The organism is Glaciimonas sp. Gout2 (assembly GCF_035018905.1).
In the GTDB taxonomy this organism is placed as follows: domain Bacteria; phylum Pseudomonadota; class Gammaproteobacteria; order Burkholderiales; family Burkholderiaceae_D; genus Glaciimonas.
Genome location: NZ_JASJXA010000025.1, coordinates 1 through 21,797 on the forward strand (window position 1 = coordinate 1; position 21,797 = coordinate 21,797).

The window sequence follows — 21,797 nt, forward strand, 5'->3', positions numbered from 1 at the left end:
ACATGTGTTGGCAGCGCTGAAGCATCCTCTGACGATTGCGATGGCATTTCCGGCAGATGCTTCCCTAAAGAGTATGCAAAATGTTTTTGCTTTTCCCTGCCTCTGCCGCATTCCCCAATTTTAAAAAAAGATCGAAAACTTCCCCATATGTGTTGGCTGCGCTTGGCGTGCTCAGCACATTGAGCTCCGTGAGTATGGCTGCCGACGATACATCTCAACCACTTAAGGAAGTCGTAGTGTCAGCTAGTCGGACTGAACAGCGCGTCATGGACACAGCTGCGTCAATTGATGTGGTGAATTCTCGTCAGATTCACGATGGTACTGCTGAACAAAATATGTCAGAACCGCTGGCGCGCGCGCCCGGCATTTTTGCGCTGAATCGCCAAAACTATGCGCAGGATCTATTGATTTCTTCAAGAGGTTTTGGTGCTAATTCAGCTTTCGGTGCGCGTGGCATCAAAATATTTGTCGATGGTATTCCTGGAACGGCGGCTGACGGGCAGGGCCAGATTTCACATATTGATCTGGCTTCTGCCGATCATATTGAAGTCATGCGGGGTCCGTTTTCTGTTTTGTACGGCAATTCCGCAGGCGGCGTTATCAACGTCTTCTCAGAAAATGGAAAGCCGGGAGCGGAAGTGATGCCCTATTTTTCGATGGGATCGTTCGGACAGCGCAAGTACGGCGTCAAAATCGATGGCGATGAAAACGGTCTTAATTATCTTGTGGATGCTGGTGCGCTTCATACAGACGGTTATCGCGATCATAGCGCTGCCGATAGGAATAATGAAAATGCGAAGCTGCGCTTTACACTGACGCCGGATACGACGGTGACGGTAGTGGCTAACAGGGTGCATTTGACTGCGCTTGATCCATTAGGATTAACTGCCGCCCAATTACAAGCAAATCCGCGCGGAGCAGGAATCGGAGCGGCAGCATTTAACACCCGCAAAAGTGTTGATCAGACCCAAGTCGGCGTGACGGTGGATCAGCGCATCAGTGCAACCGACTCGCTCACTTTTACACCTTATGGCGGCGAGCGCAAAACCACCCAATATCTTGCCTCAACGGTAAATGGCGTCATCAATCTAAAGCGCGATTTTTTTGGTATGGACAGCAAGTGGTTGCATTCGGAAAATATTGGCGGCATGCCTCTTAAAATAGTCGTTGGCGTGGATGGTAACGAAAACAGGGATCACCGTTTAACGTTTTCCAATATCGCAGGTCAGGAGAAAATTGCGGCGACAGATCAGGATTATTCAATGGAGGCGCGTAATCTTGACTTCTATTTGCAAGGTGAATTACGTCCTACCGATCGCTTGGCATTTACCGCTGGTTTACGGCAATCGCAAATTACCTTAAGTGCAAACAGCAACAACAATTTGGCCTCATTGGGTTCGCATACCTATCAAGCAGTAACCGGTATGGTTTCGGCGCAATATTACGTTCAGGAAAATGCAAACGTGTATGTGTCTTATGGCTCCGGCTTTGATACACCGACACTCAATCAGATCATCTATAGTCCGGGCTATGTCAATTCTGGTGGCACGAATACCGGCAATATTGGTATCAACGCCGCCAAGACCAAGCAGATCGAAATTGGATACAAGAGCCAAATTTCTAACAGCGCACAGGTAAAAATCGCTCTGTTTCACGCTGATACCACCGACGACATCGTGATTGCGGCAAGCAACGGCGGCAAAACATCCTATATGAATGCGCCAAAAACAACGCGTGATGGACTAGAGCTGAGTACAGAGTTTCAACTGCCGTATCACTTGCAAGCAAATGTCGCCTACACGTTGCTGGACGCCAAGGTTGCGCAGTCGTACACAGAAAACATTACCAATGCCAGCAATAATGTGACGACTTCTTATAACGTCGCACGGGGCAATCGTATTCCGGGCGTACCGAATCAAGGGTTATTTGCCGAGCTGGTTTGGCGTAAACCCGACAATTCGCTTGAGTTTGCGGTGGAGGGAAGGGCGGCAGGTAGCATGGCCGCAAACGATCTAAATAAGGCCTACGCAGGCGGATATAGTTTGATGAACCTGCGCGCGGTTGTACGACAGACACTGGGAAAATGGGCATTCACCGAATTTGCGCGTGTCGACAATGTGTTCGACCACGCATACGTTGGATCTGTGATTGTTAATCAAGCCAATAGTCAGTTTTATGAAAGCGCTCCTGGACGCAATTGGTTAGCGGGCGTCAATGCGAGCTATCGATTCTGAGTTTCTTACAATTTTAGAACTCTGATTGGTACCGAGTTGACACTGATTGCCAACTCGGTGCCATGCGGTTTAAACCGCATGGCTGGTATCCATGACTAGTCGCCGCCGCAAAAGCTAATCTTTGTGACGATGGTCAGTCCGCCATGGATACGGCTTGGTAACGTATATTCATTCCGGATTAACTGAATGTCTTTTACTTCGGCATCATCTTGCGGCGCCAGATAGTAAGCTGAGCCTGCGTATGTTGATATTTTCTGGATGTTTCCCTGATTACAAAATCAATGTCCTGAGGCGCTTGCACCTCGTCAAACATAGTAGCCAGGATACGTTTAAGCGCTTGATAGGTGGTCACGGCTTCCCCATTTTCTCGAAATCCGCCCAACCAGTTCGATTTTGGCGTGTGTTCCTCCAGCCAAGTGTAAGGCGAGGTCAACAGTAGTAGCCCTCCGGGACGTATGCGCGTTCCTATATCCACAAGAAATGCTGCAGGCTCTACTAAACGGTCAATCAAATTAGCTGCTAACACGAGGTCATAGTCACAATATTTTTTGCTCAGGTTACAGGCATCACCCTGACTGAAATTGACCTTGATGGCCTGTTCTGCATTTAACTCCAGCTCGCTCAGGCAAACTTCTCGATACTCAAACAACTCTCCTTCTATCGGCACTTCATACCGCACACGATCATGTTTGATGAGCGCTATGGCAACGTCGATGAAACGGGCCGAATAATCGACACCGTCCACATGAGAAAAATGCCTTGCAAGCTCCAGAGCGGAACGCCCAACGGCGCAACCAATATCTAAGGCGCGATGTTTTTTCTCACAAAGCATTGCAGAAATATCAGCGAGTTTTTTTGAAAAATTGGCAACCCCGAAATATTCGGGGCCATAGTGAAAATCCAGGTATTGCGCAACTGCTGAATCTGTTTCATAAGGATTCATCGGTAACTTTTCCTGATAGTGAGAGGTGACATAACGAAATCCTGCATGTTGAAAAAAATGACGCCGAAAGGCATATCGCGCAGAGCGCAATCCAAGATTGCCGGTCGAAATCCAGCTTCCGCCTTTTATTAGAATATGTTTCCCATCAAATGTGGGCACTGAAAAATCATCATATAAAGGATGTATTTTAAATCCCTGCAGGCCATCAGTCGCAGTACTGGTCCACTGCCACACATTGCCAATTACATCGTAAAACTCATCTTGCGGAAACTGATCAACAGGACATGGCGATGCCCAGTGTTCCAAGTTTACATTTCCCGGAGCCGAGACCCAATCAGGCTGGTCGCAGGCAATGCGCTCACGTAAAACTTTCCATTCCATTTCGCTTGGAAGTTGAATAGGTAACCCGGTGAATGCTGCCTTCCATGCGCAAAAAGCTGCAGCTTCATATTGATTAACTTCGACAGGCCAGTTCCATGGCATTGGAACTTCCTCCAACATAAGCCTTAATTTGAGACGTGTGGTTTGCTTAATGTCGCCGACCCAAAATGTCGGCATGCTGACGCCGCTATAACGACACCAATTCCAGCCCTCATCACTCCAGTAAGATTTTTCTTGATAGGCGCCATTCAGCACAAAAGCTAAAAATTCTTCGTTACTCACCAGGAACTGACTAACCTGAAAATCGGCAACGGCTATGTTGCGTTGCCCGTATTCATTATCCCAGCCATAAGTAGCATCGCTGCTTAATTTTCCTATAGATATGGATTGTGCCGGTATGTCGATCAGGCTGTTAATCGGTGCCTGGCCTAAGATATGGCTTGCGTGAGGACAGATGGGCCAACTGAAATCGGTAGACACATACGCCAGTGACAATTGGCGTATCAATACAGAAGAGGTTTCCAGGTGAATTCTCTCATGTTCTATGCCCATCAATAGAACCCAGACTGCACTATCCCTGTCTATCGGTGAGGCAATCTTTATGTGCGTAATAAGTTGTATGACTTTAGCGCGTACTTTGATGCGATATGCCCGCATCTGCATAATTGACGGCCAGTCATAATGCTGCTCATTCAAATCATCCCAACTCATTTCATCCACGCCAATAGCAACCATCGCCTCAATTTTTGGGTCAATACGCTCATTGATCAGATGGGCTGCCAATAACTTATTAATGAAAAATGCAGCGGTATGACCAAAATAAAAAATTAACGGGTGTCGTAAATTAATTGCCTTGTTGTACCAAGCCCGCTCGTCCGATAAACAGTTGAATAACGATTCGTAAAGATCAAATGTCTGAGTGAAATAGGCGAGGATTTCAGCGCGTTTTTGTTCCGAATTTGAGTGGTTTAAAAGGACGGTACGCGTGGGCTGCGGAAGAGTCATTATGTCGGAAAGTTTAGTTGAGTTGAATACGACATGGAGGAACCCCTTTCAAACAAGGAGCCATGGAAACCAGCATCCAAACAAAAATATTTCCTTAAGGAAATTACATATTGGAATTAAAAGTAGTGGTTGTCAAGAGCAAATAAAGAAAAAAATGGCACGAAAGGAATAGATGCAGCCGTCAAAAACACGACTACTTTTTAGAGAATTAGTTGATCACTTAAGCATTAAATACCTCCCTTGATAAAGCCAAAAAACTATTTACATTTTCCTTCAAGCGGCTAGATACGGGTGTCCTATGTGATTCGTCCTTCAAATGAATATCGGTAAATCAAAGCCACTTTTTTTTGTGCTTTTAACCTCGCTTCAACAGACCTGTTCGTGCCTGGCGTGAAAAGCCAGACAACTGTCGCGATCTGCATTCGTCATCGGTTTTAGGCGCTTATCAGAAACACTTTAAAAGTTTGTACGACTTGACGGCAGCGATCGCGATTTATAATCCTTGCCTCCTAATTTGGCAATCTACGGTCGATGTGGGGACGGGCGGTGAACAAATTAACTTCAACGCCTATGATTGACGTTGGCGCGGTTACAATTTTTGCTGACAAGGCAATATTGTTAGCCTTAGCACTGTTTATTTTGCACTGGTGACGGTTGTACTTTAAGGAGTAGGTATGCCGTTTGAAAACCACGATGGTCCGATCGATGTTCAAATTGATGAACCAGCAGCCTCCGTTGAAGGCCAGGTAATGCTTCAGAAAGCCATTCCAGACGGAGGCTGCGGAGGATCAACCATTCATCCATCTTCGGTCATTAGGTATGAGCCGGAGCGCGTTATCGTTGTCAATTTCTACGTCAAGAAGCGCGCTCGATCCACCTGCGTGGATAACGATACGCACATTTCCGGTCGCAATGGACGCGGCAAAACTTCTCTCCTTCGCCTCATTCCACTTTTCCCGGTGAGTATTCTTCACGCATGGTTAAACCGTCGGGCGAAGGTATGAAGCCAATTTGCGAGTACGTCTTTGATTCGCTGTCGTAATATCTGGTCTTCGAATACCGCAACTTCGACGGGTTGAAGCTGGCCATCATGCTCTACAATCAAAAGGACGCGCCATCGTATATTTTTTGTGATGGTGGATATGATTGTGAATTATTTTCTGAAAATGGCCGGTATGTTGAAAGTCGAATTCTTAATGGTCGGCTCAACTCCGCTCTCATACCGTTCTGCGATCCCATGCAACCCTTCCCGCTGGCTTACCATTGTTAACACAACTTTACAGTCCTGCTTTTTATTTCTCGTCGCCATGAACAAAGACCAGACAGTCACTATGACGTCGGCAGCCACATTGACAGGTCAATTGCCCAAACAGGTTTGGGTTTAAACACGTACCCATGGGCAATGGAATAACCGGCAAGAAAGAGTGCATAGAAATAAATGCCCTTTGCACCAAAATAAAGGGAATTAAAGTTGAAGTAAAAATGACAACATTTATCTTGACCGCGCTTAGTCTGCCGCCTATATTAGAAACGTAACCTGCGTTCGGCTTTCACTTTTCTGTGACTGTGAACCACTTCAAAGCCCCCAATACGAGCCTCATGTCCCCATCACCATTACTAACGATTGGATCATGTCATGCAAGCATTCCTGAGCAGAAAAGCCGCGGCAGTCGTCTTCGGCTCAATTAGTGCAATCACCTGTTTCTCAGCTGCCGCTTCAAGTCACCGCGAGGCGCCATTTATCAGTGGTCAGCCGAAGGTCGACGGCACCGACTTCTATATGTTTCGAAGTTACGAGCCGGGCCGTCAGGACTATGTCACTCTGGTAGCCAATTACATTCCGTTTCAAGATCCACAGGGTGGGCCAAATTTCTACCAATTTGACGCCAATGCGCTATATGAAATCAGCGTTGTTAATGATGGTGGGAACAAGGAAAATATTACCTTCCGCTTTAAATTTACGAATACTTCAAAACGTACCGCATTGACTGTCGGGGGGCAACCCACTCTTATTCCGCTCATCAATTCGGGTGTCATCAGCGGTGTTAATCCACCTGCCTTAAATGTTCGTGAAACGTACACCGTCGACATAGTGCGTGGCGACCGTCGTGTTGGTACCGTGAGTTCAGTCACCAACACGGCTAACGGTTCCAACGTCTTTGATAAACCGGTCGACAATATAGGTGACAAATCATTCGGCAGCACGACAGGTTATGCAACTTATGCGAACCAGCATATTTATAACGTGGCGATCCCTGGATGTGGCAATGGACGGCTCTTCGTGGGGCAGCGTAAGGAATCTTTCTACATCGCCGTCGGTAAGATATTTGACTTATTCAACCTCAATCCTTTAGGGCCTGAAACCGGTAACACCAACAATCTTGCTGCCAAGAACATTAGCTCACTCAGTTTGGAAGTGCCGATTTCATGCTTAACTAATGGTACTGAGCCGGTCATCGGTGGCTTTACTACTGCAAGCGTCCGCCAAGGCCGGTTGATCAATCCTAAACCAGCATCTGGAAACAACAACGCTGTGAAGGAAGGCGGCCCATGGGCGCAAGTGTCGAGGCTGGGAATGCCATTGGTCAACGAAGTGGTGATTGGATTGGACGATAAGGATCGTTTTAATGCATCCAGACCTTCCGCTGATACACAGTTTGCTGCTTACGTCACAAATCCGTCGCTTCCTGCGCTCATACAGACGTTATTTCCGTCTGCTCCAGCGCCTACCAACTTTCCGCGAACCGATCTGGTGGCAGCGTTCTTGACCGGTATCAAAGGCGTTAACCAGCCGGCGAATGTCAAAGCCAGCGAAATGTTACGCTTAAACACTACTATTGCGCCAACACCTCAAGCCACTCAAAATGCGCTTGGTGTAGCTGGTGGAGACAACGCCGGGTTCCCAAATGGTCGTCGTCCTGGGGATGATGTCGTTGATCTATCCGTACGCGTGGCAATGGGCGCATTGTGTGTGCTCACCGGGGCGACCGATACCTTGGGTGTTGGATGTAAACCGAGTGACGCAGCGGCTGGCGGCCTGGCATTTACCGACGGCGTACGCAATGATGCGACAACTTTCCAAGCGGTGTTCCCGTATCTCAACACGCCCCTGCCGGGCAATAATTGAGGAGCCAACATGATCACCAAAAAGTGCATGATGGGTCTCGGGTCAGCGCTGGTTCTATCCGTGCTCTTGGGCGGTTGCGGTGGTGGTGGGGATAACCAAACGCCATTTGATCGCACCGGTTCGAATAATACCGCTGAACCTGTGGCTTCGCAGGACGCCTTCATCGATAGCGTCAACGGGATTATTGCAACAACGTCCGATGTCACCGAGCCGGTTTCCATCGATTCGATTACGGCTACAACGCCGAATAATACCGCTCCTCTGCCGCTTACGTAATGGCTTTCACCTAAAGCCCGCAGGCACTTTGGATGATTATTGCGTTAGGTCTTGATGACCTGCCGCAATGACCCTCCACGGCGTCTGCGGTTTCTAGTTTGCCGTCGCAACGACGCCAACGAACTGTGTCTGAAGGTCTTTTGTGCGACGTGAATATCCATGACATCATTCAACGCCCTGGTGGCGGCATTGTTATTTTCAGCCTTTTCGTTTCCGGCTTTTTGCGCGCCGCATATCCCCGTTAGCGACGCGGAAGTGATTGAATATTTGCCGCGACGTACTGCCCCGTCGCAGATTGAATTTCGTGCCTTGCGTAGTCGTCTGGCAGCATCACCCGGTGATATGTCACTGGCGCTCACGCTTGCCCGCCGCTACATAAGTCAGTCGCGCGTAGAGGGAGATCCACGCTATCTCGGTTACGCCCAAGCGGCGCTGGCACCTTGGTATGACAAGGCCAGTCCACCGACTGAAGTGCGTGTCATGCGTGCCACATTACTACAAAGCACACATCAGTTCCCTGCGTCGCTGCTTGATCTTGACGCGGTAGTGAAGGCTGATCCGCGCAATGCACAGGCTTGGATCACGCGGGCCACTGTGCTGCAGGTGATGGGCGACTATGCGCGTGCCACCCAGAGTTGCAATGAGCTGCGTGAAATAGCGCCAGTGCTGATTACGATTACTTGCTTATCGAATGTTTCCAGTTTGAGTGGACAGGCTCGTCAAAGTTATGTGAGGTTGAAATCGGCGCTTGATCACGCGACAGAAGTGGACCCTGGTATTAGAATTTGGGTGGTTACTTTGCTTGCCGAAATGGCAGTGCGACTCGGAGAGTCTCGTGAGGCTGAGGAGTATTTTAAAACGGCGTTGACGTATGACGATGCTGATAGTTATTTGTTAGGCGCATACGCAGATTTTTTATTGGATCAGAAGCGTGCAGCCGACGTGATCCCTCTGCTCAAAGATAAAACGCGCGTCGACGCTTTGTTACTGCGCTACACACTGGCTTTACAGTCGACGGGCAATCACGCCGCAGCCGATCAGATTGCAGTGCTCGATTCCCGTTTTGCTGCAGCCATGTTGCGTATGGACACCGTCCATCAACGCGAACAGTCACGTTTTGAATTGCAGTTGATGCATCGCGCTCCATCAGCATTACAACTGGCGCAGCGTAATTGGGCGATTCAAAAGGAGCCAGCCGACGTGCGCGTTTTTCTGGAGGCTGCGCTTGCTGCGAATAATAAGGCTGCCGCTGAACCAGTGCTGGATTGGCTAAAAAAGACCCGGCTTGAAGATCAAGTCATCAACGCGCTCGCAGCCCAAGTCATTGCGGGGTCATGAGATGAGGCGCCTCCTCACTATCTTCCTGCTGGCCGCGACGGGATTGCTTTCCGTTCCTGTCCACGCCCACAAGCCAAGTGACAGCTATCTCACCTTAAAGGTGAGTGATAAGTCCGTCGAAGGCCAGTGGGACATCGCGCTTCGTGATCTCGATTTTGCCATCGGTCTGGACCAGGACGGCAACGGTGAACTGACATGGGGTGAAATCCGTGCCCATCAACGCGACATTGCTGCCTATGCGTTGGGACATCTGACGCTTTCCAATGCTGGCACCAAATGCCCCATTACGAGCGGCCTGCAGTTAGTCGATAACCACAGCGATGGCGCTTATTCAGTGTTACGTTTTACCGCGAGTTGTAGCGCGCAGATTGAAAAACTTGATGTTGATTATCGCCTTCTGTTTGACATCGATCCACAGCACCGCGGCTTGCTGAACCTGCAATCTGGCGGTCAAAACTCAACCGCCATTTTTTCTCCGGGGACGCCGCATCAGACGTTGGTGTTGCGAGAGGCAAGCAAGCTCGCACAATTTGAAGACTATCTGATAACGGGCATCTGGCACATCTGGAAAGGATTCGATCACATCCTGTTTTTGTTATCGCTTTTGTTACCCGCGGTGCTTCAACTCGGCGACAAGGAGCGTCGCCCATCCGATAGCTTCAAAGCGTCGTTTATCGATGTACTTAAAATCGTTACCGCTTTTACACTGGCACATTCGATGACGCTTACATTGGCGACCTTGCAGGTGATATCACTGCCGTCACGGTGGGTCGAATCAGCGATTGCGGCATCGGTTGTTTTGGCCGCACTTAACAATCTGTTCCCGTTGTTTCAGGGGAAGCGATGGATGGTGGCGTTTGCGTTCGGATTGATTCACGGCTTTGGCTTCGCTAGTGTGCTGACCGATCTGGGGCTTCCTCAGTCATCCTTGTTGTTGGCATTAGTCGGGTTTAACCTTGGTGTTGAGATCGGGCAGCTTGCCATTGTCTCGGTATTTTTGCCGTTGGCCTATGCCATTCGCAGAACGATGTTTTATCGAAGCGCCGTTTTTTCTTTCGGCTCCAGTCTTATCGTGTTGATTGCTACGGTCTGGTTAGTAGAGCGCTTATTTGACCTGAGAATCTTTACAGTTTCTGCATAGGAAGCAATGGGAGCGTACAAAATGCATAATCCAAAAGCGCAGTTGCCACGTAAGGATTTCCCTCGCTCTGACACGCAGCGAGGTTTTACGTTGATTGAAATAATGGTAGTCGTCGTGATCATGGGCATTCTTGCTGCGTTGGTGGTACCCAAATTAATGGGCCGGACCGACGATGCGCGCGTGATGGCTGCGCGCTCCGATATCGCAACATTGATGTCATCGCTGAAACTGTACAAGCTCGACAACCAGCGTTATCCGACCACCGAACAAGGCTTGCAAGCCTTGATTACCAAACCAACTAGTGGCCCTGTTGCAAACGGTTGGAAAACCAACGGCTATATCGATAAGCTGCCCAAAGATCCTTGGGGTAATCCGTATCAATACTTGTCGCCCGGTATCAAAGGCGAAATTGACGTGTTCTCATATGGTGCTGATGGTCATCCCGGTGGGGAGGGTAACGATGCCGATATTGGCTCTTGGGATCTGTAATGCGGGGAGAACGAACCGCAATCTGCGCAAAGGATTCACGTTGCTGGAGTTGCTGGTTGTGGTGGTGATTGCCGGTATCACGTTGGGACTAGTATCGCCAAATGTTTTCCAAAGCGACTATCAGGTGATGGAACACGATGCACAACGGATTGCGCTGCTTTTACAGTTAACACGGGAGGAGGCTATTTTGCGTAATCAAGCCACAGCGTTCGAAGCTGATAGTAATAGCTATCGCTTTCTGATAAAGGAAGAAAGTGGGTGGCAATTGCTCACGCAGGATGATGTGCTGCGCGAACGTGCATTCAAACATACACCCATGCATCTATCAATGAAGCCACCGGCAACTGACGCTGGACCCTCGGTCCGTATTGCATTTGGGCGCGAGCCGGTAGACAAGCCTTTTACGTTGACTTTTGTTAGCGGTGAAATCAGCGTTGTGATTCGCGCTGACGGCATCGGTCATTTTTGGGTGGAATAAATGTCCACTCTACGCGTGCTTAGCTTTAAAGAGGGATTTACCCTTTTGGAAGTCTTGGTGGCATTGGTCATTGTCGCCACGGCGCTTGGCGCGAGTCTGCGTGCCGTCGGTAGCCTGACGCAAAATAGCAATGGCTTGCGGGCTGCCATGATGGCAACCTGGTCGGCGGAAAACAAAATGACACAACTGCGTCTGGGTCATGAATGGCCTTCGATCGGCGATAGTACCTTTAATTGTGCGCAAGGAGCATGGCAACTGCTATGCAAACAGCATGTATCAGGTACGCCGAACCCGTATTTCCGACGGGTTGAGGTATCGGTATTTGATGCTGCCGATCAGGAGCGCCGCATCGTCAATTTGACGCAGGTGGTACCTAATGGGCAATAGGCGGGTTAATGGGGGCAATCTCGCTATCAAATCGTGCAATCCGCGATCCGTTGCGCGTGGCTTCACACTAGTGGAACTCATCATCGCGATTACCATTTTGGCGCTAGTTGCTGTTCTTGGCTGGCGAGGACTGGATGGTATTGTGCGCGCCCGCGTTGCGCTGACCGCCGAAATGGAACAAACGCGTGCCATGCAATTGACCTTTGCGCAGCTACAAAACGACTGTGCGCTGCTCGCACCGGGTAGTTTGCTATTGGCCCGGCCTACCTTGCTGGTAGCCCAAAATCGCTTCTTACTAGTGCGATTGGTATTTTCTGATCAGCAACCAAGCCATGTTCAAATCGTTGATTACCACTTACGCAATGGTGTACTCACGCGCCAGGAATCGGTCGCAACCCGCGATTTAAACGCGCTTGATGCGATGTGGCAGACCACGCTTAACGACTCAAGTAATGATACAGATAACTTATCACCGAACACGCAGATGGTGGTTTTGCAATCGAATGTCGCGACTATGCAGCTTCGATTATGGGGAAGCGACGGATTAGGATGGCGCCAACCCGACTCATCCGGAGGAGCTAGTCTGGACGTCAGGCCAGGTGCCAACCGATGGACTGGGCTTGAAGTCGCCTTACAGCCGCGCGGACGTGATAGCAACATGATCAAAATTTTCTTGTTAGGCGCGACATGAGAGTATCTGCCCCGCGCCCATTTTCCTCCCGTTTTTCGCAGCGCGGCATAGCGGTGGTAACAGCTTTGTTGTTGACAACCTTGGCAGTCACCATTGTAGCCAACCTGTTCTGGCAACAGCAAGTGCAGATACGCTCCCTTGACAACCAGCGCATGCAGCTTCAGAAAATGTGGGTAATGCGTGGCGCGATGGATTGGGCCAGTTTGGTTTTACGTACGGGCGGGCGGCAATCCCTTGTAGATCATTTAAACCAGCCATGGGCTACACCACTGGCGGATACGCGCCTTGAACAGTATCTCGATGACGGACGATCCGGTGTCGATTCTGCTGGCGATGCTGGAGATACCGTCCTTTCCGGTAACATTATCGACGCTCAATCACGCTACAACCTGAATAACCTCAGCGCCAATGGCGTCGTTAATCCCGATGAGCTGGCAGTTTTCAAACGCCTTCTGGAGAACCTGCATGTTCCTGTCAGTGTGGCCACGGTTGTGGCGCAGGCTATCGCCGCCGGGCAACCAATCCTCATACCCGTGGCAGCATCGGGGCAACAAACGCTCCACTCCAGGGACGCGACTCTTCCGATCATGCAAACTGACGATTTATTGTCTTTACCCAACTTTACGCTGGAAATGCTTCTTCAAATGAAGGAGTTTGTCGTAGTGCTACCGGTTCCGACTCCGGTAAATGTCAATACCGCTCCGGCAGAAGTACTGGCCGCGTGCTTAGGAAAACTAACCTTGGCGGACGCCCAAACGCTGGTTGCTAGCCGACGGAATGCACCGTTTGTAGACGTGCAACAAGTGTTGGAGCGAATGACACAACTGTTTTCCACGCAATCCTCTTTGACTGCCAACGTTGGCGTTTCCAGTAATTTTTTCTTCGTCAGTAGCAAGATTCGCATGGGCCGCGCTGTACTCAAAACGGTATCGCTGATACAGCGCACCAATAATCGTAGCGGCAGCAGCATTTTGTGGATCAGAGAACAATGAAGGGTTATCAGTTTTGAGTACTTTATATATTCGACTACCTCTGAGGACCACGATCAATTCCGCAGCGGCGTTACCCATGCCGGATTGTCGGTTCGCGCTAATATCCGAACAGGGCCGCATTGTTGATCAAGGAACGAACCAACTGTCCGGTCTGGCTGAACATATTGGCGCCGCCGCGCGAGTGGTCTTGATAGTAGCGGCTGGCGACGTCAATCTGTTGCGACTGCCGATTCCGCCGTTGTCAGATACCAAATTGAGATTGGCATTGCCGAATCTTGTTGAAGAGCATTTGCTGACTGACCCGCACGATTGCGTGATTGTTGCGAGCCGGAAGAGTAATGGTTCCAACGGTAATCTGCGCCTCATTGCCGTCGTGCAACGGGATTGGCTGGCGTTGATAGTGAAGACCGTGCTATCGCTTGGCGCCAACAAACTCGTGGCGTTGCCAGCGCAGCTTTGCCTGCCGCTGCCCGAGGCCGGAACAGCCGTCGCTGCCGTTACCGATTACGGTGCTGATATGGATGTCACGTTGCGACTCGCTGAGAATGACGGCATGGGCTGGTTAATTAGTCCGCTTCCGGGGCAGTCGGCAGCACAAGCGGTGTTGTATGGACTGACTACCATTGTGCCGCATCAGTTGGTGACACTTTATGTAGATGAATCTAGCCGGTCGGCTTATGAGGAACTCGGCGACGAGCAGGTCACGGTAATCCCTGACGAATGGGAGCGCTGGGTTGGTGGCGCTCAAAAATTGACGAAGAGTGGCGGCCTTGATTTGATGGACGGACTGACGGTTAGAGGGGCACGCACCGATGTTAATTGGCGTCGATGGCGCTGGCCTCTGGGATTGGCAACAGCATTGCTGTTAGTAAATATTTTCAGCTTAAATGTGGAATGGTGGCGCATGCGCCGAGAAGCCAGCAGTATCCGGGCCGATATGGCGCAAAGCTACCTTGTCGCCTATCCAAACGAGAGCGTGATTATTGATCCCATTGCACAAATGAACCAGAAAATTGCCCTTATGGAACGGCGCAGTGGTCAGCTTGGGGCTGACGACTTTTTGGTGCTCACGGCCGGTTTCGGCCAGGCTTGGGCCGCACTGCCACGCAGTGCCGGGAAGAATGCGATTATTGCGCTTGAATATCATGACCGCAGTTTGCTAGTGCGTTTAAAAAATGCCGCCGAAGCCAATGCCATTGAAGTACAAATGAGGAGCGCTTTGGAGGCTAATCAGTTAACGCTGATTAAGCCAACTTCCGGCATATGGCAGATCAGGAGTATCAAGTGAATTCTCCGTCCAATCCATTGCGGTCGACTTGGGGAAAAATGCGGAGGTCGGCAACCGATTTCTGGTTACAACGAAATCTTCGTGAACGCCGCTTGCTGAGCGCTTCTGCGATATTCATCGTGCTGGTCATCATGCATTTATTGTTGATTGGGCCAGCACTGTCAGGAAGGGCGCGCTTGCAAAAAGACTTGCCGACACTGCGTCAGCAATCGGTAGAAATGCAATCCTTGACGGCAATAGCTGCAACGCTATCGAGTCGCCAGGCAGCAGAGCGCATTTTGCCATTGAGCAAGGAAACGGTAGAAGCCACGCTTAAGAGCAAAGGTCTACATCCGCAAAATGTGAGCATGAGTGGTGACATTGCGAAGGTGCAATTGTCTCAGGTGGATTTTGTCAGCTTGCTTGACTGGCTTGACAATGCCCAAAAGTCCGCACATTGGGAAATTACGGAGGCCAATATTAACGCGCTTGATGATCCCGGTACGGGAAAAAGTGCGCAGCCCGGGATCGTGAATGCGAGTGTCACGCTCGTGGGGCAAAAGCATGAGTAGCGTCTTGGATATCAGCCAGTATTTCAGCGTAAACAGCAGCTTAAACAGCAGCTTTTATTTTGGTTCCAGGCTGATTAAGTCAATGAGAACATTATGCGGGCGTTAACCCTTGGAATCAGGTGGGCCGGAGCCGCAACATTGAGTGTGCTAATAACGGTGTTGGTTTTTCTCCCAGCGGCGTGGTTGGGGCCGCTATTAGAAAATAAGACAGGCGGCCGAATCACCTTGGGCGATACACAAGGTTCGTTGTGGCGGGGCTCTGCTTTTATCGGCGTTGCGGCCAACGACAACGGTCCCGTGATGCCGTTGTTGCCAGGTCGATTGGTCTGGCATCTTTCGCCGCTGGTATTGGTGGGATTGGTGGACGCGACATTCGCAAATGTGCAAGTACTGTCGCAACCGGTCACGGTACGCGGCAACTGGACTAGCTTGACCATCAGTGCGGCGAGTGTTGCGGTCCCGGCAGAACGGTTGATGGCATTTGGTGCGCCCTTAAACACACTACAGCCATCAGGGATGATTCGGTTAGCCTGGAATCCCATGACGCTCCTAAGGACGACTAAGGGCCTGGATTTGCACGGAGTGATGACACTAGACATGATCGGGATCGGATCGCGCCTTTCGCCGGTCAAGCCGCTTGGCAGTTATCGCATGCATTTTGATTGGATGGGTAACCAGGCAGGGTTAACGTTGAAGACAATAACCGGATCATTATTACTGAATGGTAGTGGTAATTTACACAACAGTCATGTACAGTTTTCAGGAACAGCAGAAGCGGCGGCGGGGCAAGAGAAACAATTGGCGATGATACTGAGTTTAATCGGCCAACCTCGCCATCTGAACGGGAAAAACGTTACCGATCTAGATTTCAAATCTTGAAAGATAAAATGCATCTCTTCACCCCCTCACCATTGGTATCGCTCAGCTGGCGTGTCGCCATTATGACGTTGCTGACTTGCGTAACTGCGGCCACCGTCCCCTCTGTCTTTGCAGCAACTATTAAAGATAATATAAATGACGGCGTCGGCGGTCAGGCAATAATGAATTTTGTCGGTGCTGACATCGAGTCGGTGATCAAAGCCATCGGACAGTACACCAATAGGACATTCATCATTGATCCGAGGGTTAAGGGAACGATCAATCTGGTGTCGGAAAAACCGCTGAGCAAATCGCAGGCCTTCGCATTGCTGGCATCAACTCTGCGTCTACAAGGTTACGCGGTGGTGCAGGGCGACGGCTTCGTTAAAGTGGTTCCTGAGGCGGACGCCAAGTTGCAACTAGGCGCGATACCTTCGGCGGGTGTCAGAGGCGACCAGATTGCAACGCAGATATTTGCGCTGAACTACGAATCTGCAAGCAATATCCTTCCAATATTACGGCCATTGATTTCGCCAAACAATACGATCAATGCCAACCCCGGCAACAACACACTAGTGGTCACCGACTATGCCCAAAATCTGCAGCGCCTCGGAAAAATGATTGCTGCGCTCGACGTGCCAGCGGTCAGAGATCTGGATGTCATACCGGTGCGCTATGCAGTGGCCAGCGATATCGCTGTTATGGCGAGTAAATTGCTTGATACCGGTGCTGTTACACAAGGAGGAAACGATAGCGCGCGCACCATGATTCTGGCCGATTCCAGAACTAATTCGCTGGTTATTCGCGCGCCTTCTGCGGCGCGCGCCATGTTGGCAAAAGCGCTGATTACCAAGCTTGATCAGCCCACGACGCAGGTTGGCAATGTACATGTGGTTTACCTGAAAAATGCCGATGCCGTAAAGCTGGTGAAAACGTTGCGCTCCATTGTTTCGTTCGACAGCTCGGCAACCACGGCCGGTCCTTCGTCCAGCGGTCCGGCTTCCAACGTTAACGCTGGTGGGGCATTCCAGAATACGAACAGCGGCGCATCCGGTACGTTAATGTCAAGCGCATCGTCGGCTTCGGTCGGCAGTCCCGTCCCATCAGTCGGAGGTGGCGCCGGCTTTATTCAGGCGGATGAAACGACTAATACGCTGATCATTACTGCCAGTGATGCTGTCTATCGTAATATGCGCGGCGTTATCGATCAACTCGATACGCGGCGCGCGCAGGTCTATGTTGAAGCCTTAATCGTTGAGGTGACAGATACGGCGGCCAGCGAGATCGGCGTGCAGTGGCTGGCCCTCAGCGGAGATAAAAATAGTGCTTATCGCGTCGGCGGAGGCACGGGATTTACCGGAACGAATACAGGCATCACTAGCGGCAACCTGTTCAATACTGCGATCGCTCTGCAAGCGAATTCTGGCGCATTGCCTAACTTCGGCGCTGGCTTGCAGCTCGGCGTGTTTCGCCAGATTGCAGGAAAAATTGGCTTAGGTGCGCTTGCCAGTGCCTTGAACGCCACGAGCGGCAGCAACGTGCTATCGATGCCAAACTTGCTGACGCTGGATAATGAAGAGGCGCGGATCGTGGTCGGACAAAACGTTCCTTTTGTGACTGGATCGTACGCCACAACGGGTGGAACCACCACCAATCCCTTTACCACAGTCGATCGAAAGGACGTGGGAACTGCGCTCAAAATTAAGCCGCATATTTCCGAAGGTGGTACTGTGCGGCTGGAAATTTCTCAAGAAGTGTCAGCGGTGGTCCCGAGTACCGCATCCAATCAGAATGGGCCAACTACCACCAAGCGGTCGCTAGAGACGAATGTGCTAATTGATGATGGCGGCATCATCGCATTGGGTGGTCTGATTGGGGACGATAACGAACATACTATCCAGAAGGTACCCTTGCTGGGGGATCTGCCATTTATTGGTAATTTATTTAAATATCAGTCTGGCTCCCGCAACAAAACCAATCTGATGATCTTCCTTCGCCCCACCATTATCCGCAACAAGGAGCAGAGCGCTACGATCGTTGCTGACCGTTACGATTACATGCGTAATGCCCAGATTAGTGTTCAGCCGAACAAAAGTATTCTTACCGATTTCGGTTCCTCCGTGACACCAATACTAGAAGATGGCGGTCCGTTCGTCGATCTCAGGTCGAGACAGCAACGTGCTCCGGACATGCTGATCCCAGAGCAGCAGCAAGGTACAGCAGATAAACTCGGAATAGAAGTAAGGGAATCACCGGAAGTGTTGAAGGAAAAAATGCCATGAGCGATATTGGCAGGACCGATACGCAACTATTGCCGTATGCATTTGCCCGGCATAACGCATTGCTGGCTCAACGCACCGGAGGTGCCGATAACACGGACCATCCGGTGGAGTTGTGGATTTCCGACATAACCCAGCGGGCCGCGATTGCTGAAGTCGGTCGTCGCTTCGGCCAGATGCGGTTGCATGTGATATCGCGTGAAGAGCTTGATGCCGCAATTGCGCGCGCTTATGCAGGTTCTGGCGGCGATGCAGCGCAAGTAGTGGATGAGTTTGAATCCGATCTCGACCTCGCCAAACTGTTACAGGATATGCCTGCAGTCGTGGATCTGCTAGAGTCATCGGACGATGCGCCGGTGATTCGCATGATCAACGCTTTGCTGACACAAGCTTTACGAGAAGGGGCATCGGATATTCATATCGAACCATTCGAGCAGATCTCGGTAGTGCGCTTTCGCGTTGACGGTAGTTTGCGCGATGTCGTACGACCACGGAAGGCAATCCACGCGTCGCTGATTTCTCGGATCAAGATCATGGCGCAAATGGATATTGCGGAGAAACGATTACCGCAAGATGGTCGCATTACTCTGCGGGTTGGTGGCAAGCCTGTAGATGTAAGGGTCTCCACTTTGCCGACCGGTCATGGTGAACGGGCAGTGCTGCGCTTGTTGGAAAAAGAAGCTGGTCGGCTCGATCTGCAACATCTCGGTATGAGCGCTATCGTGCAGACGCAGTTCGACCGATTGATCGCCCAGCCGCATGGCATCGTTCTGGTAACAGGACCAACTGGTTCCGGAAAAACGACCACGCTGTACGCTGCGCTATCGCAACTGAATACTTCCAGTACGAATATTTTGACAGTTGAAGATCCGATCGAATACGAACTGGCGGGGATTGGCCAGACCCAAGTCAATGCGCGTATCGACATGAGTTTCGCTAAAGCGCTGCGAGCAATTTTGCGGCAAGACCCGGATGTCATCATGATTGGTGAAATACGTGATCTGGAAACCGCTCAAATTGCGGTACAGGCTTCGCTGACCGGACACTTGGTACTGGCAACGTTACACACCAATGATGCGGCTGCAGCGGTAACGCGGTTACTGGATATGGGTATAGAACCCTTTTTGTTGTCATCCTCTTTGTTGGGTGTGGTGGCACAGCGTCTGGTTAGAAAATTATGCACTCATTGCCGCCGCCATGATGGACAGTTCTGGCAGGCCGTCGGTTGTGAGCGCTGCGCGCACATCGGGTATCAAGGGCGGGTGGGTGTGTACGAATTAATGCAGGCAACTGATCAGATTCAGTCACTCATTCACAATCGTGCGTCCGAAGCCGAAATACAGCAAGTGGCGCAACGCGACGGCATGCAAACCATGCGCCAGGATGGCGAGCGCTGGCTTGCCGACGGTGTCAGTACGCATGCGGAATTGCTACGCGTCACCAAAGAGTAAGCGAGGACTACCATGCCAGCATTTCGGTACGAAGCAGTGGATAATAATGGTAGTAGTATCAAGGGCGTGGTCAATGCCGACAGCGCAAAAATGGCGCGGACCGGTTTGCGCAGCCAAGGCTTATTGCCGCTTAATGTCGATCCGATTACGCAGCAGGTGGATGCTGCCGGAAATCTTCAACGGCGGGGCTTTGCCGGACACCTTTCCACCGTTGAGATTGCATTGTTCACGCGCCAGCTCGCCAGTTTGTTAGAAGCCAGCCTGCCGCTCGAGCAGGCATTAACTGCACTGATGGAGCAAGCTGAGCGAACCTATCAGCGTGATTTGATCGCTTCTATACGCTCGGACGTTATGGGCGGCGCGTCCTTGTCTGCCGCGTTGGCTGCGCATCCGCGAGATTTCGCTGACATTTATCGCGCTCTGGTCGCTGCCGGTGAACAAATTGGTCAATTATCGCGTGTACTTTCGCGCCTGACAGATTACATCGAAAGGCGCAATGCCCTCGTACAAAAGGTCAAACTGGCATTCACGTATCCGGCTATCGTCACCGTGGTGGCATTCATCATCGTGATCTTCCTGTTGACGTATGTGGTGCCACAAATCGTTGCTGTATTTGCCAATACCAAACAGAAATTACCGTTGCTGACCGTGCTGATGCTGGCGACCTCCAGCGTCGTACGCAACTATGGCTGGGCGGTGTTGTTGACGGTGTGTCTCTTGATGTATGGCTGGCGCATGGCTTTGAAGAATCCCGTGACCAAAATGCGCTGGGATACCTGGCTGTTACGCGCACCGCTTTACGGAAAGTTCGAACGTAGCCTCAATACGGCGCGTTTTGCCAGCACGCTAGCCATTACCACCGGTTCCGGTGTACCGATACTGAAGGCATTGCAAACCAGTCGGGATACGCTCTCCAATGTCGCGATGCAGCAACAGGTGGATACGGCCGCTGCCAGCGTTCGTGAGGGTATTAGTCTGGCGCAGGCTTTGTCAGCACACAAACATTTTCCTCCTTTGTTGATTCATATGATCAGGGCCGGCGAGGTCACAGGCGAGCTACCAGCAATGTTGGAGCGGGCTGCCAATGCGCAGGAACAAGATCTTGAACGACGCGCAATGACCATGGCCGGCTTGCTGGAGCCAGCCCTGATTCTGGCGATGGGGGTGGTGGTATTGCTGATTGTGCTGGCGGTACTGATGCCGATCATCGAAATCAATCAACTGGTGCGCTAAAACACATATAACTCGCTCACATCAGGTTTGGCGTCTGGAATTGGTATTAGTAAAAGAAAAATAGCCGAGGGAAGGATCGCGTTGCTTCTCTATACTGCGCGGCTATTTCTGACATAGTGTTTAATAAAATAGATCAGCGCAAGGCGGTCATATGAGTGAAAAATTAAGTAAAAGGTTAAGCAAGCATTCCAAACGTATGCCGGAACGTCTTAGCCTGCTGCTATTCATGCTGCTTTGCGCTTGCACTGCTTACTGGGTAATAACACTGGTCAAGCCTCCAACACGCGTGGTCGTAGCACCGCCGCAGCCGGAGAGACCACCGATCAATGTGATGATGGCGGCAGGTTTATTTGGAGGGCGCGAGACGGTGACGGTCGCCAGCAATTACCAGTTACTGGGTGTAGTCGCTGCGAAAAAATCTGAGGAAAGCGTTGCCATTCTGAGTGTCGATGGCAAGCCTGCCAAAGCGGTGAGGCAGGGTAGGGAACTGTTACCCGGGACCAGTATTCAAGAGGTGCATCCTAACTATGTTCTGCTGTCCGAAGCAGGTATTTTGAAGCGTGTAATGCTGCCTGAAGAAGTGCAGCCCAAATCGGGGCCACTCGGACCGCCTTCGTTATTGACACCTCCTCAGACGGCACAATAAACGTTTGCG

Annotated in this window: 19 protein-coding genes; 18 read left to right on the top strand and 1 reads right to left on the bottom strand. The window is 50.8% G+C overall.

What is annotated here, in order from left to right; translation table 11 throughout:
- Positions 1-194 precede the first annotated feature (194 nt).
- Positions 195-2,234, top strand: coding sequence for a TonB-dependent receptor family protein (locus QN379_RS15945; protein ID WP_323507084.1), 2,040 nt, complete (start codon positions 195-197; stop codon positions 2,232-2,234).
- Positions 2,235-2,427: 193 nt separating this feature from the next.
- On the opposite strand, the gene ovoA is transcribed toward QN379_RS15945, so the two are convergent.
- Positions 2,428-4,563 carry a 5-histidylcysteine sulfoxide synthase gene (gene ovoA / locus QN379_RS15950; protein WP_323507055.1) on the bottom strand — a complete coding sequence of 712 codons (2,136 nt, stop codon included), beginning with the start codon at positions 4,561-4,563 and terminating at the stop codon, positions 2,428-2,430.
- 674 nt (positions 4,564-5,237) lie between these two features.
- Between ovoA and QN379_RS15955 the strand changes: the two genes are divergently transcribed.
- From QN379_RS15955 to QN379_RS16035, 17 genes are all read left to right on the top strand, one after another.
- Positions 5,238-5,567, top strand: coding sequence for a hypothetical protein (locus QN379_RS15955; protein ID WP_323507056.1), 330 nt, complete (start codon positions 5,238-5,240; stop codon positions 5,565-5,567).
- Positions 5,568-6,199: 632 nt separating this feature from the next.
- Positions 6,200-7,690, top strand: coding sequence for a DUF4331 domain-containing protein (locus tag QN379_RS15960; RefSeq protein WP_322238622.1), 1,491 nt, complete (start codon positions 6,200-6,202; stop codon positions 7,688-7,690).
- Between the two features lie 9 nt (positions 7,691-7,699).
- Positions 7,700-7,966 (top strand): hypothetical protein, encoded by a 267-nt coding sequence (locus QN379_RS15965; RefSeq protein ID WP_322238623.1) that lies wholly within the window; start codon positions 7,700-7,702, stop codon positions 7,964-7,966.
- Between the two features lie 159 nt (positions 7,967-8,125).
- Positions 8,126-9,304, top strand: coding sequence for a hypothetical protein (locus QN379_RS15970; RefSeq protein WP_323507057.1), 1,179 nt, complete (start codon positions 8,126-8,128; stop codon positions 9,302-9,304).
- A 1-nt stretch (position 9,305) separates the two neighbouring features.
- Positions 9,306-10,445: a HupE/UreJ family protein gene (locus tag QN379_RS15975; RefSeq protein WP_322238626.1), complete on the top strand. Its 1,140-nt coding sequence runs from the start codon at positions 9,306-9,308 to the stop codon at positions 10,443-10,445.
- 21 nt (positions 10,446-10,466) lie between these two features.
- Positions 10,467-10,934: a type II secretion system major pseudopilin GspG gene (gene gspG, locus QN379_RS15980; RefSeq protein WP_323507058.1), complete on the top strand. Its 468-nt coding sequence runs from the start codon at positions 10,467-10,469 to the stop codon at positions 10,932-10,934.
- Entirely contained in the window at positions 10,906-11,412 is a 507-nt protein-coding gene (locus QN379_RS15985; RefSeq protein ID WP_323507059.1) for a GspH/FimT family protein, read from the top strand. The genes gspG and QN379_RS15985 overlap by 29 nt, the downstream gene beginning before the upstream one ends.
- Positions 11,413-11,799, top strand: coding sequence for a type II secretion system minor pseudopilin GspI (gspI, locus tag QN379_RS15990; protein WP_323507060.1), 387 nt, complete (start codon positions 11,413-11,415; stop codon positions 11,797-11,799). It begins immediately after the preceding gene.
- Positions 11,789-12,490, top strand: coding sequence for a PulJ/GspJ family protein (locus tag QN379_RS15995; protein ID WP_322238630.1), 702 nt, complete (start codon positions 11,789-11,791; stop codon positions 12,488-12,490). Before gspI ends, QN379_RS15995 begins: the two co-directional genes overlap by 11 nt.
- Positions 12,487-13,482: a type II secretion system minor pseudopilin GspK gene (gene gspK, locus QN379_RS16000; protein WP_322238631.1), complete on the top strand. Its 996-nt coding sequence runs from the start codon at positions 12,487-12,489 to the stop codon at positions 13,480-13,482. The genes QN379_RS15995 and gspK overlap by 4 nt, the downstream gene beginning before the upstream one ends.
- 13 nt (positions 13,483-13,495) lie before the next feature.
- A complete protein-coding gene (gspL, locus tag QN379_RS16005; protein ID WP_323507061.1) occupies positions 13,496-14,770 on the top strand; it encodes a type II secretion system protein GspL in 1,275 nt (424 codons plus the stop codon).
- Complete coding sequence (gene gspM, locus QN379_RS16010) at positions 14,767-15,321, top strand: type II secretion system protein GspM (protein ID WP_322238633.1); 555 nt, start codon at positions 14,767-14,769, stop codon at positions 15,319-15,321. Before gspL ends, gspM begins: the two co-directional genes overlap by 4 nt.
- Positions 15,322-15,465: 144 nt before the next feature.
- Positions 15,466-16,200, top strand: a complete 735-nt coding sequence (gspN, locus tag QN379_RS16015; protein ID WP_323507085.1) for a type II secretion system protein N — start codon at positions 15,466-15,468, stop codon at positions 16,198-16,200.
- A gap of 8 nt (positions 16,201-16,208) precedes the next feature.
- Complete coding sequence (gspD, locus tag QN379_RS16020; protein ID WP_323507062.1) at positions 16,209-18,461, top strand: type II secretion system secretin GspD; 2,253 nt, start codon at positions 16,209-16,211, stop codon at positions 18,459-18,461.
- Positions 18,458-19,909 carry a type II secretion system ATPase GspE gene (gene gspE, locus QN379_RS16025; RefSeq protein ID WP_322238635.1) on the top strand — a complete coding sequence of 484 codons (1,452 nt, stop codon included), beginning with the start codon at positions 18,458-18,460 and terminating at the stop codon, positions 19,907-19,909. Before gspD ends, gspE begins: the two co-directional genes overlap by 4 nt.
- A 12-nt stretch (positions 19,910-19,921) precedes the next feature.
- Complete coding sequence (gene gspF, locus QN379_RS16030; RefSeq protein WP_323507063.1) at positions 19,922-21,142, top strand: type II secretion system inner membrane protein GspF; 1,221 nt, start codon at positions 19,922-19,924, stop codon at positions 21,140-21,142.
- Positions 21,143-21,293: 151 nt separating this feature from the next.
- Positions 21,294-21,788: a type II secretion system protein N gene (locus tag QN379_RS16035; RefSeq protein WP_322238637.1), complete on the top strand. Its 495-nt coding sequence runs from the start codon at positions 21,294-21,296 to the stop codon at positions 21,786-21,788.
- Positions 21,789-21,797 lie beyond the last annotated feature (9 nt).

Excerpts from the sequence above, each read along its gene's own strand:
- QN379_RS15995 (WP_322238630.1), top strand. The coding sequence starts at position 11,789 with ATGGGCAATAGGCGGGTTAATGGGGGCAATCTCGCTATCAAATCGTGC.
- QN379_RS15960 (WP_322238622.1), top strand. The coding sequence starts at position 6,200 with ATGCAAGCATTCCTGAGCAGAAAAGCCGCGGCAGTCGTCTTCGGCTCA.
- QN379_RS15985 (WP_323507059.1), top strand. The coding sequence starts at position 10,906 with ATGCCGATATTGGCTCTTGGGATCTGTAATGCGGGGAGAACGAACCGC.
- gspI (WP_323507060.1), top strand. The coding sequence starts at position 11,413 with ATGTCCACTCTACGCGTGCTTAGCTTTAAAGAGGGATTTACCCTTTTG.
- QN379_RS15965 (WP_322238623.1), top strand. The coding sequence starts at position 7,700 with ATGATCACCAAAAAGTGCATGATGGGTCTCGGGTCAGCGCTGGTTCTA.
- gspD (WP_323507062.1), top strand. The coding sequence starts at position 16,209 with ATGCATCTCTTCACCCCCTCACCATTGGTATCGCTCAGCTGGCGTGTC.
- gspG (WP_323507058.1), top strand. The coding sequence starts at position 10,467 with ATGCATAATCCAAAAGCGCAGTTGCCACGTAAGGATTTCCCTCGCTCT.
- QN379_RS15975 (WP_322238626.1), top strand. The coding sequence starts at position 9,306 with ATGAGGCGCCTCCTCACTATCTTCCTGCTGGCCGCGACGGGATTGCTT.
- QN379_RS15970 (WP_323507057.1), top strand. The coding sequence starts at position 8,126 with ATGACATCATTCAACGCCCTGGTGGCGGCATTGTTATTTTCAGCCTTT.
- ovoA (WP_323507055.1), bottom strand. The coding sequence starts at position 4,563 with ATGACTCTTCCGCAGCCCACGCGTACCGTCCTTTTAAACCACTCAAAT.
- gspE (WP_322238635.1), top strand. The coding sequence starts at position 18,458 with ATGAGCGATATTGGCAGGACCGATACGCAACTATTGCCGTATGCATTT.
- QN379_RS15955 (WP_323507056.1), top strand. The coding sequence starts at position 5,238 with ATGCCGTTTGAAAACCACGATGGTCCGATCGATGTTCAAATTGATGAA.
- gspF (WP_323507063.1), top strand. The coding sequence starts at position 19,922 with ATGCCAGCATTTCGGTACGAAGCAGTGGATAATAATGGTAGTAGTATC.
- QN379_RS16035 (WP_322238637.1), top strand. The coding sequence starts at position 21,294 with ATGAGTGAAAAATTAAGTAAAAGGTTAAGCAAGCATTCCAAACGTATG.
- QN379_RS15945 (WP_323507084.1), top strand. The coding sequence starts at position 195 with ATGGCTGCCGACGATACATCTCAACCACTTAAGGAAGTCGTAGTGTCA.
- gspK (WP_322238631.1), top strand. The coding sequence starts at position 12,487 with ATGAGAGTATCTGCCCCGCGCCCATTTTCCTCCCGTTTTTCGCAGCGC.